Here is a 12,818-nt window from a genome sequence, read left to right as displayed (position 1 = left end):
TTTTTAATTTTTTTATAATAACATTTCTTGGAACACCCCTTGCACTTTTACCAATCAACTATTACTGCACACCAGTTTTTTGGAGGCGAAGCCATTTTTTTAAATATTCCGCTTTTACGACCTAATAGCATGGAGAATGACGCAATTCGACTTTCATAACCACCAACTTGACACATGATAATACTGGTTTTAAGCGCCTCGATATGAGCCTCGGCGGAGGGACTGGTTTCAGGGGAACTACGATTTCGACCGCACCCGGAGTCTGGTCTTCTCATCAGCCACCTTCTCAAAGGTCCCTCCGCCACCTTTTTAGGAAACAAATCTGACCCCAATAAATTTAAAACATCATGAAAATCTTAGGCGTATACCAGCATTCACCAAAACCCGATCCACCCAAGGTTCCCATTAAAGACCGAATCTTGTTAGTTGACGATGATCGAAATCATCGTACTTGCCTGAAGGAATTTTTAGAACTTCGGGGGTATTTGTGTTCAGAAGCAGAAAATGGCCTGGAAGGGCTTGAAACTTTGCAAAAAGAGGCGGTCTCCATCATCATTACCGACAACAACATGCCACAGATGGATGGACTTGATTTTATTGAACAAGTCAATCATAAATATTCCCAGGAAATTCTCTCAATTTTTCTGATTACTGCTGAATTATCCCACATTGTCCGTCTTCGCGCATTTAAAAACGGCGTCAATCGGGTCTTTGAAAAACCCCTAGACTTTCAAGAGCTTTGTAATGCCGTGGACTGGGTCACGAAGTTTGACATCCATCAATCGACAACCAACAAATACTCATCCGCAAGATACCTCTAAGAATATTTCCTCCATCCTCAATAGAGGGAATCTCTAAAAATTCCTGGCAAAGGGCTTTAAGGATGCCATGCGGCCTGTCCAAGGAGGACTTACCGCTGTCGACCCTGCGGCCACTTGGATTCGTTGATATTACGACACGCTAGTAGGCCCTCAGGCACTGGGGCGATCCCTTAGCTCACCATACGCAGGTCGGGAAGCCCTTTGACCGGCCTTCGGCAACGCCCTTTAGAATGTGTCCGACTCCCAAACGGAATATCAGCTCCGCGATCGTGTGTCGTGTATGCGCCTCTTCTCCCTCGATCGGGCCCAAGGCATTCCCGATGCGAAGGCTCTCGGACTGGTTCGAGAACCCTTGGCAGCAGCGGACGTGGTCGACGCCCTGGTCGAGCCATGGGACGCCTAGCTGGACGATCAGGGACTCCAACCGCGAGGGGACCAACGGATTGATGCGTCCTGGGTCCCGGTTCCGCAGCAAGGGCATAGCCGAGAAGAAACTGCGGCGATGAAAGCGGGCAGAAGCGCCACAGCGTGGGAAGCCCACCCGGCCCCACGACGGCAGAACGATGTAGATGCCCGTTGGCCAAGCACGCAGGGGGACCATCACTCGGGTTAGAAGAATCAGGTGAATGTCGACAGGCCGCATAAGCGGATTCGGCGAGAGACCGTAACGCCAGCCACCATGCAGGACAGCCACGCCCGGGAGGCCGGGTAGCCCCCAGAGCCAGGCGGACCGGTCGTGGGGGCGGATTCGCCTATAGCTCACAGGAGACAACATCCAGGACCTCCGCTCCCATAAGCAGGAAAACGACTATCGGGACAAGCCTCTGTCGACGCAGCCACAGGATCGGAATCGGCGTCGAGCGCAGACGCGCGTTCGCGTCGAATAGGTCTTCAGTCACCACATGTCCGCGATGGGAGGCGGCTCATTTGAGCGAGTGGGTGGGGCGAGCTCGAGCAAAGATCGGGCGTAAGAATCAGGGTGATACCGTCCCACGGGTGCCGTTTCTCACAGCCGCCAGTCTGCAGCAGGGGGCAGCGGGAAAGGCCTTGAACGAACTCCAGGCAACCACGCCCTCTCACGCACACGATGCTCAGGGCCTTCCGCCCAATACTCAAGCAGGCCAGGGAAGGGAGGTCCAATAACTACGGGTTTTAAGAGGTGCCCTGGACATATTGCCTGCATGATAAAACCTACTTCCTGGGATCGACCTCGAAGAATGTGTCAGAGCTTCGTCATAATCATCATTGACCGAAACGGGATAATCAGTAAAGTTCCCCGCCCAAAGGGCAGCGAACTTTACTGATGTTGGCTCGAGTGCGGAGTGGGACCTCCGTCCAGGATGTCCCGGAGCGCAATAGCCAGAGACAGTCCGTTGACCGGCTTCATTAAGAAGGCCTGAATGCCAAGTTGCTCGGCCTTTTCTTGAGTCATGGTGTGGCTAAACCCCGTACACAACAGAATAGGAATATCCGCTCGAATACCTAACAATGCACGAGATAAGGCCTCACCACTCATCGTCGGCATGGTTTGGTCTGTCACGACCACGTCAAAATCCCACGGATGTGCTCGGAAAAGATCTAACGCTTCATACGGATTGACGCTTGCCACAACGGAATAGCCTAAATGGCTGAGAAATTGCGTCCCCCAGCGCGTCAGCATTTCTTCATCATCCACAAATAATATCCTTCCCGATCCAGTCGGCCAGGCCATCACTTCCTCGGGTTTTACGGGCACCACCACATCCAGGCGCGGCAGGAGTATCGTGAAGGTAGTTCCCCCTCCTGGAGGACTGGACACGGCAATCTCACCACCATGGTTATGCACGATACCATGCACGACGGCCAGCCCGAGTCCCGTGCCTTCCCCAGCAGGTTTTGTAGTAAAGAATGGCTCAAATATTCTCTCGACCATTTCGAGGGGAATACCCTTTCCCGTGTCACGAATCACAAGCTGAAGATAGGATCCGACCTTAAGCATACCCATGCCCGGTATCCCTTCCTCGGGAATACCCTCATGACATAAGCCAATTTCCAACAGACCTCCCTCTTCCCGCATGGCATATTCTGCGTTGGCACACAGATTCATAATCACCTGCTGGATTTGGGTACGGTCACCATAAATAACCGTGGACTCAAGATCTAATGACGTTCGAATTTCAATTGAGGAAGGAAAGCTGGCACGCAGCATTTGCAGGACATCATTGATCACCAATCGCAGGTCAATCGCTTCTTTATCTTTTTCCGACCGACGGCTAAAGGCTAAAATTTGCTTCACCAAATCTCGAGCCCGATTCCCGGCGGCAACCACCTCAGTTAAATACGATTTCAGACGTTCATCCTTGGTAGCATAAGCCATGGCCAACTCAGAATATCCCAATATCGCACCCAAAATATTATTAAAATCATGGGCAATACCACCGGCCAAGGTACCGATCGCCTCCATTTTTTGAGTATGCCGCAATTGGGTCTCACTCAATACCAAAGCCTCCTCGGTCCGTTTCCGCTCTGTAATATCCTCACAAGATAGTAACCACACACGAGGCCCGGATTGTTTCTCAATGGCCTGAATTGTTTCTTTCACCCAAAGGATGGTTCCATCTTTTTTTACCTTCCGAAATTCAGGAAGAACGCCTTTGGTCGATTCACGAAATCCCTTCTCCAGCCCTGATTTAAATAAGTCACGATCATCTTCATGGACCACGGAGAACGCAGATGTCCCCAATAACTCCTCAACCTGGTACCCTAACAATTGAGCCCCATACTGGTTAACGGAGAGGACGAGACCCTGACTATTCACCGTAAAATATATTAATGGGGTCTGATCGTAGAGCTCACGATACTGGTCCTGGCTTTCCTGGACCTCTTCCTGTGCCCGCTTCCGCTCAAGTTCAGCTCCCGCTCGTGCCGCAAAAATTTTCAAAAGATTTTGCCCTTGAGAGGAAAGAACAAATTGTTGCGTATCCAGGAGCGCCAGATTTCCCACAACCTCATTCTTGGAATTAAAAAGAGGAGTTCCATAATACGCATCCACCTTCAAGGCTTGAATCGCTTCACTGTGTGGAAAGAGTTGTTGAACTCCGGAGGGATGGCCAACAGGGTCACCCCCAAGGACGAGTTCGCAAGGCCCCCCCATACATTCATACACCGTTGACGGCTCAAAATGGTCTTGGTTCCAAAAAGCCAATGTCCGGGCTTTGCTGTTATTTTTCTCAATCCGCTCCGACAAAAACACCATGGACACCTGAAGAGCTTTCGCCAATTCGACAACTAGAACTTCGAAGAAATCTGGAGAACCAGGAAGCACATTGCCTTTGACAATCGATTCCAGGGCATCTTCCCATTGTTTTCGTTGCGTAATATCCCGTGAAATGACGACAGCTCGAAGTTCACCAAGCGCCGTATGAAAAGCTCGCCCAGTGCTTTCAAACCAACGGTACTCTCCATTCTGATGTCGATAGCGATACACCGACCGACCGGAACCTTGTGTCTTCATGCCTTGACAAAACTCTGCTTCCACCATTTCTCGATCTTCGGGATGAACTGGGGCAAAGACACTTGTGCCTAGCAGATCTTGGGAGCTGTACCCCAGAGATTCTTTAAAATTAGGGCTCACATACAGGAACCGTCCTTCCGAATCGGCTTCCGTGATCAAGTCATAGGCATTTTCCATAATGGCCCGAAAGCGTTTTTCCCGTTCCTGAATGGTTAGCTCAGCGGCTTTTCTGAACGTAATATCACGAGCAAAACCCAAGACCCCATTCTGACCCTCCGTTAAGGATCCAAAGGAGTCTTTCGTGACTAAAAACGTTCGGGACACGGGATGCTGCTCCTGTACGTCTACTTCAAATGTCTGAGTCCCGGCAGATTCCATCACCTGGGCATCACCCTGAACAAACAACGCCGGCGAATGGTTCCCAAATATTTCCTGGTCGGTTTTTCCGATGACCTCATGTATGGTCTTTCCCATGATCTCCGCTCCCGAAGGATTCACCAGGAGGTAACGACCATCCTGGTCCTTGACGTACACCACATCACTCATTTCTTCAAGGACCGCATCTAACAGAGCGTGGTTTCGCCTTGAAATGTCATCGGCCAACTTACGCTCCGTAATATCGCGTATGGTTCCTCCACCTCGAAGTAACTTGCCGTCGGCATCAAAGGTGCCCTCGCCGGTGGCCTCAAACCAACGATAACCATTGGCTTTAGTGCGTAATCTGGACTCCACATGGTACGGAATCCTCTTTTCAATATGATTGGTTAAAGCCGCAAACACCCGCTCCCGATCGTCAGGATGTAACCGTTGCTCCCAACTTCCCCGCACTCCTGGGAACTCAGATTCCTCATACCCCAACATCGCGATAAACTGAGGGGAATACCACACCGGACAATCTGGAGAATACCAGGGAATATCCGGACAAATTTCAGCCACCCATAACCCCTCACGAGAGCCCTGAGAGGCAAAAATGAACCGCTCCACCTGCTGACGGAGAGCATTCAATTCTTCATGTGAAACAGAATGTGGGGTACCTGGCGACAGGTTGGATTGGAGGGACTCTCGAACTCGGTAATGGTGGCTCGAAGATTCCGAAGATAATTGTCCAGAGGACCCTTGGGAAGACCCAAGGGAAAGCGTCAGATCTCCCAAGTGCTCCCGATGCACTTCTTTATCGGAAGGAGGAGAAGCCTTTGAAGGATGGGGAGATTCCATACAGCATCTATCCTTGAAAGCCCGGCAAGGCCAGACCATCAAGGAGTGACTCTATAATCAAACACCATGAAATATTTTTTCTATAATGTCAAGAAAAAATACTCAAAAACACCACACACTCAGACGTAAGATGGAACAGCAGGGTCTTCAACCCAAATAAAATAAGGAGGCTTCATCCCTGGATCATCAGAATATGACATGCTAGACTCGCTGTTCGTCCACACGCTCATTCGCTGACACATATGAAAAAAGCTGTTCTCACCATCGCCGGATCTGATTCCAGTGGAGGAGCCGGAATCCAAGCCGACCTCAAAGCCATGTCCGCCAATGGAGTGTTCGGCATGTCGGTGCTGACATCCATAACCGCACAAAACACGTGCGGCGTCTCTGCCGTTTTCCATCTGCCTTCTTCGATTATTGAGTCTCAACTGGATGCACTCTTCTCCGACATTCCGATCACGATCGCTAAAACCGGCATGCTGGCGACCTCCGATATCATCACCACAGTCAGTCGGAATCTGGCCAAGCAACATCTTGAACACCTGGTTGTCGACCCGGTTATGGTTGCAAAAGGAGGATACCCACTGCTGGAACAGGATGCGATGGCAACACTGAAAACGGCATTGCTTCCTCAGGCCTCTCTTCTCACCCCAAATATTGCCGAAGCCGAATTGTTATCCGGCCTCTCCATTAAAACCCTGGCCAATGCCAGAGAGGCGGCAAAAGTAATCCATCAATTCGGCTGCAAGCATGTTTTAATCAAGGGCGGGCACCTGCTGGAACAGCCGGGGACCGATTTACTCTATGACGGCCGGTTTTTTCGCATGTTTAAGGGTGAATTCCTTCAGACGAAAACGACCCATGGAACCGGCTGCACCCTGGCCTCTGCCATTGCTGCCAACCTCACCAAGGGGAAAACCATTCCCGACGCAATTGAGGCTGCCAAACACTATACCACCGAGGCCATTCGTCACGGTCTAGCCCTTGGCCAGGGGAATGGCCCTACCGACCACTTCTACTTTCTTCAATCATAGCGCAATTCGTGGAGACCGCATCGCCCACAGAAAGCGGGGACGGGGGGACTGAAACCCCTGTCAACGTTACCGGTCCATCCGGCATTGTGACGACAGGGATTTTCGCTCAGCCTGCTGCTCCCACGAATCGAGCGGTAATCCTTTGTCATGGCTTTCCCTCCGATAAGAACAGTCGAACCAATCGGCGACTGACGGAACTTCTCATTCCTCAATCCATCGCAACTCTTCGTTTTGATTGGTATGGCATGGGTGACTCACCGGAACCATTGACAACCTTCAGCATCAAAAAATGTGAGGATCAACTGGATGCCGCCGTTCACTTTCTCACCGAACGATCCATGAAGGCTCTCGGACTGATTGGATCCAGTTTTGGTGGATTCATGACCATTCTTTCAGCTTCCCGGTATCCCCAACTACAGGCCCTTGGCCTGAAATGCCCGGTGGTTGATTTTTCTGAAGTGCTTCGCCTGGAATTGGGGGCGGACGCCATGAACCAATGGAAAATCACCGATCATATACCCAACGTCTTTGGGGGCGACCTTCCAACACGGTTGCCGTATGCATTTTTCGAGGAATGCCTCACCTACAACGGCTACCACTCTGCTTCGTGTATTCAAGCCCCCACAGTGATTGTGCATGGTGATCAAGACGAAATCATTCCCGCTCATCAGATTGATCGCTTACTGACTTCTCTCAACGTGTCAAAGGATTTTCGGCTCATTCCCGGTGCGAACCACCAATTTGGAAGACCTGAAGATTTTCGTCTGATGACCAACCATCTGGCCAAGTGGATGATCGCTTATTTGCCTCCCTCATGATGGGAAAAGACCGGTTTCATGCCTGATCCACCAAATACCAACAAGGAATTACCCAAAGAGCAACTCGAAGTCTTTCGCGTGCTATATCCGTTATTTAAAAACGAGGTGCTCCGGCGGCGGGAATACATGAGCCGGTTGTCCGCATTCTACAATACGGTATTAGTGCTGCTGATTATGACCATAGCGGTGATTTCCCCCGGACACCCAGACTTGGCCATGCGTTGGTTGGCCATTTTGGGGGTGGGCATACTGTCAGGGTTTGTGGCCTATCTGATTCTTCAACAAGCCACTCGACACCGAATGGCCAAACAACAGTTAATTGAACTCGAGAGGGGAATCGGACTGTACCAGGAAGGCTGGATTTCTTCGGGGAAAACCGCCTATCCTCAACATTGGCAAACCGACTGGCTCTCGGATCGAAGTGTGGCGACGTACCTCACCATCCTCGCGGTTCTCTCAGGCCTGGTTATCTGCGCCATACTCATTCGACTCTAGCCTTCACCAAACGTCCTCACACGGAGAACCCATATTCGGCGAAAGGACCGCCCTCATGTTAAAAACTTATCGAGGCATTGCCCCAACCATCGCTCCCAGCGCGTTTATCGAAGACACGGCCATCGTCATCGGCGATGTGGCCATCGGATCGGAATCGAGCGTCTGGTTCAATGCCGTTATACGCGGAGACGTACATAGTATCCGCATTGGCCATCGGACCAATATTCAAGACCTCTGTCTGTTGCACGTCACACATGATACGCACCCCCTCACTCTTGGCGATGACATCACCGTCGGTCATCATGTGGTGCTCCATGGATGCACGATTCATGATCGGGTATTAATCGGGATGGGGACCATCATCATGGATGGCGTCGTGATCGAAGAAGACTGTGTCATTGGCGCTGGAGCCTTAATAACGGGAAATATCCACATCCCCTCGAGGAGCCTGGTCATGGGGTCTCCGGCCAAAGTGAAACGCCTGTTGACGGATGCCGAAGTCCAGTGGATCAAAGAATCCGCCGGGAACTACATTCGATACGCACAACAATATGTCGAAGAACAGAATGGGTAATATCGGAATTCCATCAAGCTCCAACCACGGTATGCCCTGGCTCTGGAAAGATTCCTCTTCCTAACCACACACTTCGACAAGACCTTTTCCGTGAGCCGCTCTTCTCTCCAACACATTCCGCTGGTCATTCTGGGAACCGGCTATACCGGTCGACGGCTCTTTCACCAGGCAGTCAATGCAGGATGGAACACCTTCTCGACAAGCCGTATGCCTGATGTTCATCTCTCAGATATTCCACCTGAATCTAGAATTGCTTTTGACTTGACCCAAACTGAAACCTGGCGATTCATTCCCAGCCCAGCCCATCTCATCTGGTGTTTTCCGGCGACGCCATTGAGCCTCGTGCAAGCCTTCTTCGCCACCCGCCCCATGGATTCCGGCAGAATTCTGGTCATGGGCAGCACATCGGCCTATGGCACAAACTGCGGAATCGTGACCGAACAGGCTCCTGTGAACCTGGACCTTCCCCGGGTTCAGGGAGAAGAATATCTTCGGACACAATTGGGCGCCGTCATCATTCGGTTGGCAGGACTATACGGGCCAGGTCGTCATGTGTTGAATTGGATGAGAAACGGGAGGATTCACAATACTCCCAAGTGGGTCAATCTCCTCCATGTGGAAGATGCTGCAGGAATCTGTTTGCGAGCCCTTGAACGGGCTCAGAAAGGTACCACATTTTTGGCTAGCGATGGGACCCCACGGACCTGGACAGAGATTTTCTCAATTGCGTCAGAAAAGTGGAGCATGCCTATTCCCCCACCCACGCCCCATCGAGAAATCGGCAAACAGGTCTCCATTCATAAACTCCTCACCACCCTTCACTATACCCTTCGATTTCCTGACCTCTATCAGGCCTTGGACGACATTGAACGGCATTCATCATCATGAAAACTCATCACAACAAGCAGCTCCCTGATCATTTTTAGCGGAAAAATGAGACAAGAGAATACACCACCACTCCGTTATTGACGGCATGCGCCGCCATACCGGGAATCACACTCCCGGTTCGTTCGTAGGCCCATGCCCACAACAACCCACTCCAGAAAACCGTCAGAAACGCGATCAGCCCATAGCCATGGGCCAAGGCGAAGATCAACCCACTTGCGACCATGGAGAGGGGAAAACTAAATTTGGTTCGAAGTGTCGTATAGAGAATTCCGCGGAAAATAAGTTCTTCGAAAAAGGGCGCCAGAAGAACGAAGTCAACAGTGGTTTTGATGAGTTCCATCCGCGTTCCCCAAATCAGCTGTGGGACAAACCATTCGGTCCAATGAACGGAAGATTGAAACGCATCCCCCCCGAGCACAATCAGCCAGTCCCCAACAAGGCCAAACGTCACCAACATCACGACCAATGGCAGACAGTCTTTCAATCGTTGCCACACATTCGAACAGCCCACCACCTGTAGCAACGATTGTTTCCTGGTTCGACACAACAGAATAGCGGTCAGGACGACGGGAGGAAGATACAGTAAAGCAATCCCGAAATCCTCAATAATTCCTATGCCATCAGGTATGACCGCCACCAGCCCCATCAACAAAATCGTCAAGGCCCCTCCACGGGCTAAAACGGCGATTCCTTCCCGGAATGTCCAAGGTATGCCCCTTTTGATGAAGCCGGTTTGGATCGGTGACGCCCTGCCTCTCAGGCGAGCAATACCAAGACGGAGAAGCAGGACCACCCCAATCCCGATCACCACAACCTCACCCACCAATAGCGCACGCCATTTCCATAACGGAGGGTCGGTCAACTGATACTCTTGCAATTGAAGATTTGCCTGTAAATTTCGATCGCCGGCCTGAACAGCTATTCGTCGTGCAAGATGAAAGTAAAACCAATTTGTGGGGACCTCTTCAGCTAACCTTGCTTGCAAGAAGGGATAATCTGGAGACGACGTTTCGCTCTGGCCATATCCCACTTCCAAAAACTCACGAAAAAGAGCATAAAGATTTCTCTCACTCTCCCAATTCTCCACAATTCGGCTGAGTTGATTCGTTAAACCCGCTTCTCCATAGATCATTCCCAGATACAATCCATCTAATGGCCTGGATCGTTCATTAACTCTTTCTTCATACCACCGTTGGATTTGCTCCTGGGTCTCCCCGTCCTGTCCCCCCAAACGATACATCACTTGTTCCAACAAGGAGAGTTCAGGCAAACGAGATTCAAAACCCAGCATTCGGCTGGCGATACGCTCAAGATCCCTGCTTTCAGGTGAAGCCAGGCGTACATCATCAGAAAGCGTCACCGCCCAAAACAACAATCCCATACCCGCCCCACACACCAACAAACACAGTACGGTCAGCAATAGGGAAAATCGAAATTCTTCCCGAAGATCCGGACGGGTATCGGATGTGAGATCAACTGATTGCTCTGATTCCATGCTCATGTCTCACGGGTACAAGGACTTTTCGCCTTCGTAAAAAACCAGGAAGGATAACATGATTTCCAGGTGATATGCTCGATACGGACGCCACTGGGCACCGCCAGCAACATATTCGCCATTACCGCATATTGCGTATTCTATACGTCTAAGAATCTGGTGCTTTTATCAGGCAAAGACGCGAAGAGAAAGTGGAAAGAGGGCGAGCATCGCAGGGTATCCCTTGGACCGCGCCAAGAGCCACTTGATTGGAGTCTTGTTACGAAGGGAGGGTGGCGCCCCTTGGAACCCACTATGTAATTTGACCTCGGCTACCGAGACAAACCCCGGCATCATTTCGTTTATTTCTTAAAACCTTTCTAGCCTAAAGTAATGGCCCATTTCCAGCCAGCAGCACATATCCCTAATTTGGTTTATCCGATACAATATAAGAAAAAAGTCTGTAGCCTATGAGTAACCCGATCAAGATTCATTCATTGCGCAACTGAAGAGGAGGGACTCCTTGGTGTGGAATTTTTTTAAACGGCAGCAAAATGGTCAGAGCTCCTCTCAAGACATCGGCCCCTATTCCAATTACCGCATGGCCGTGCGATTAGAATTGACTCAACGGACCGGCGTATTCGCACAACTCGCCACGGCCATCGCGGAAGAAGGCGCCAGTTTGGGCGCGTACGATATGGTCTCGGCCACTCGCACCAAAGTAATTCGGGATATTACCCTGGATGTCCAGAGTGAAGAACATGGCGAACGAGTCATGAAACGGCTAAATTCGTTGGCCGATGTCCGGGTCATCGCCTCTTCCGATCGGATTTTCCTCATGCATTTAGGTGGAAAAATCCGGGTGGAGAGCAAGTTCCCCGTGAAAACCAGAAATACCCTGTCCATGGTCTATACGCCTGGAGTCGGGCGCGTCGTCAAAGCGATTGCCGCGGATGAGAAAAAAGCCTATTCCTTTACGACGAAAAATAACAGTATTGCTGTCGTGACCGACGGGTCGGCCATTCTGGGATTAGGAAATCTCGGCCCTCTCGCAGCCTTGCCGGTTATGGAAGGCAAGGCGATGCTGTTTCATCAATTTGCCGGAATCGATGCCTGGCCTCTCTGTCTCAATACCCAGGATTCGGAAGAGATTATCCGTACGGTGCTAGCCGTTTCTCCCTCATTCGGAGGCATTAATCTGGAAGACATCAGTGCTCCCCGATGCTTTGACATTGAGCGCCGACTGCAAGCCGAGCTGGATATTCCGGTGATGCATGATGATCAACATGGAACGGCTGTGGTCATTTTGGGGGCACTGCTTAATGCCTTAAAAGTCACACGTCGAACCATCGATGAAATTACCGTCGTGGTCGTCGGATTGGGGGCCGCAGGCACAGCCTGTTGTGAATTACTTTTAGGAGCCGGAGTTACCAGACTTAAGGGATGTGACAAGCAGGGTCTGGTGTTGGATCGACCAGTGGAAGACCTTCTGCCGCATCGCCATACTCTTCGCAGCCTCATTCAGTATGATCAGCCGACGGGAACCGTTCAGGACGCACTGAAAGACGCCCACGTGGTGATTGGTCTTTCCACGGCCAACATTTTAAAACCCGAAGATTTAGCCTTAATGGCCAAGGATCCCATTGTGTTTGCTTTAGCCAATCCTGACCCCGAAATCCTACCCGAGGCAGCCATTCCCCATTGTCGCGTGTATGCAAGCGGGCGATCGGATTATCCCAATCAATGTAACAACCTCCTGTCGTTCCCCGGCATCTTTCGTGGAGCCCTTGATGTGCAAGCTAAAACGATCAATGAACCCATGCTCATTGCTGCCGCTCATGCCCTCTCAAAGATGATTCCTGACTCTGCACTCAGTGAGGAATATATTATCCCCAGCGTGTTCGACAAACAGGTCGTGCCCAAAGTCGCCAAGGCCGTCTCTCAGGCAGCAATTGATTCCGGAATGGCCCGTCGGACAAAAAAGGACATGGAAGAGGACATGTAAA

General features: G+C 50.9%; 11 protein-coding genes. 9 read left to right on the top strand and 2 right to left on the bottom strand.

Features of this window, described 5'->3' with window-relative positions:
• Positions 1 to 347 precede the first annotated feature (347 nt).
• The 3 genes from PJI16_15255 to PJI16_15245 all read left to right on the top strand — a co-directional run bounded on the left by PJI16_15255 (position 348) and on the right by PJI16_15245 (position 1,964).
• Positions 348 to 821: a response regulator gene (locus PJI16_15255; protein ID MDT3778923.1), complete on the top strand. Its 474-nt coding sequence runs from the start codon at positions 348 to 350 to the stop codon at positions 819 to 821.
• A gap of 280 nt (positions 822 to 1,101) precedes the next feature.
• Positions 1,102 to 1,224, top strand: coding sequence for a hypothetical protein (locus PJI16_15250; GenBank protein ID MDT3778922.1), 123 nt, complete (start codon positions 1,102 to 1,104; stop codon positions 1,222 to 1,224).
• A gap of 524 nt (positions 1,225 to 1,748) precedes the next feature.
• The gene (locus PJI16_15245) at positions 1,749 to 1,964 is read left to right on the top strand and encodes a hypothetical protein (GenBank protein MDT3778921.1); all 216 of its coding nucleotides are present in this window, start codon (positions 1,749 to 1,751) and stop codon (positions 1,962 to 1,964) included.
• Between the two features lie 154 nt (positions 1,965 to 2,118).
• On the opposite strand, the gene PJI16_15240 is transcribed toward PJI16_15245, so the two are convergent.
• Positions 2,119 to 5,529, bottom strand: coding sequence for a PAS domain S-box protein (locus PJI16_15240; GenBank protein MDT3778920.1), 3,411 nt, complete (start codon positions 5,527 to 5,529; stop codon positions 2,119 to 2,121).
• A 242-nt stretch (positions 5,530 to 5,771) separates the two neighbouring features.
• On the opposite strand from PJI16_15240, the gene thiD reads away from it, so the two are divergent.
• The 5 genes from thiD to PJI16_15215 all read left to right on the top strand — a co-directional run bounded on the left by thiD (position 5,772) and on the right by PJI16_15215 (position 9,338).
• On the top strand, positions 5,772 to 6,563 hold the full coding sequence (gene thiD, locus PJI16_15235) for a bifunctional hydroxymethylpyrimidine kinase/phosphomethylpyrimidine kinase (GenBank protein MDT3778919.1): 792 nt from the start codon (positions 5,772 to 5,774) through the stop codon (positions 6,561 to 6,563).
• A gap of 8 nt (positions 6,564 to 6,571) precedes the next feature.
• Complete coding sequence (locus PJI16_15230; protein MDT3778918.1) at positions 6,572 to 7,381, top strand: alpha/beta hydrolase; 810 nt, start codon at positions 6,572 to 6,574, stop codon at positions 7,379 to 7,381.
• Between the two features lie 18 nt (positions 7,382 to 7,399).
• Positions 7,400 to 7,876, top strand: coding sequence for a hypothetical protein (locus tag PJI16_15225; GenBank protein ID MDT3778917.1), 477 nt, complete (start codon positions 7,400 to 7,402; stop codon positions 7,874 to 7,876).
• 55 nt (positions 7,877 to 7,931) lie between these two features.
• Complete coding sequence (locus tag PJI16_15220) at positions 7,932 to 8,450, top strand: gamma carbonic anhydrase family protein (protein ID MDT3778916.1); 519 nt, start codon at positions 7,932 to 7,934, stop codon at positions 8,448 to 8,450.
• A 90-nt stretch (positions 8,451 to 8,540) separates the two neighbouring features.
• Entirely contained in the window at positions 8,541 to 9,338 is a 798-nt protein-coding gene (locus tag PJI16_15215) for a hypothetical protein (GenBank protein MDT3778915.1), read from the top strand.
• A 34-nt stretch (positions 9,339 to 9,372) separates the two neighbouring features.
• On the opposite strand, the gene PJI16_15210 is transcribed toward PJI16_15215, so the two are convergent.
• Positions 9,373 to 10,833 (bottom strand): type II CAAX endopeptidase family protein, encoded by a 1,461-nt coding sequence (locus PJI16_15210; GenBank protein MDT3778914.1) that lies wholly within the window; start codon positions 10,831 to 10,833, stop codon positions 9,373 to 9,375.
• A 505-nt stretch (positions 10,834 to 11,338) separates the two neighbouring features.
• On the opposite strand from PJI16_15210, the gene PJI16_15205 reads away from it, so the two are divergent.
• Positions 11,339 to 12,817 (top strand): NAD-dependent malic enzyme, encoded by a 1,479-nt coding sequence (locus tag PJI16_15205; GenBank protein ID MDT3778913.1) that lies wholly within the window; start codon positions 11,339 to 11,341, stop codon positions 12,815 to 12,817.
• Position 12,818 lies beyond the last annotated feature (1 nt).

The sequence above is a fragment of the Nitrospira sp. MA-1 genome (assembly GCA_032139905.1).
Taxonomy (GTDB): domain Bacteria; phylum Nitrospirota; class Nitrospiria; order Nitrospirales; family UBA8639; genus Nitrospira_E.
This window is presented reverse-complemented; position numbering and strand designations above follow the sequence as displayed.

Bases quoted from the DNA above. Each gene is read 5' to 3' on its own strand.
- PJI16_15210 (MDT3778914.1), bottom strand. From the start codon at position 10,833: ATGGAATCAGAGCAATCAGTTGATCTCACATCCGATACCCGTCCGGAT.
- PJI16_15240 (MDT3778920.1), bottom strand. From the start codon at position 5,529: ATGGAATCTCCCCATCCTTCAAAGGCTTCTCCTCCTTCCGATAAAGAA.
- PJI16_15255 (MDT3778923.1), top strand. From the start codon at position 348: ATGAAAATCTTAGGCGTATACCAGCATTCACCAAAACCCGATCCACCC.
- PJI16_15250 (MDT3778922.1), top strand. From the start codon at position 1,102: ATGCGCCTCTTCTCCCTCGATCGGGCCCAAGGCATTCCCGATGCGAAG.
- PJI16_15225 (MDT3778917.1), top strand. From the start codon at position 7,400: ATGCCTGATCCACCAAATACCAACAAGGAATTACCCAAAGAGCAACTC.
- PJI16_15220 (MDT3778916.1), top strand. From the start codon at position 7,932: ATGTTAAAAACTTATCGAGGCATTGCCCCAACCATCGCTCCCAGCGCG.
- thiD (MDT3778919.1), top strand. From the start codon at position 5,772: ATGAAAAAAGCTGTTCTCACCATCGCCGGATCTGATTCCAGTGGAGGA.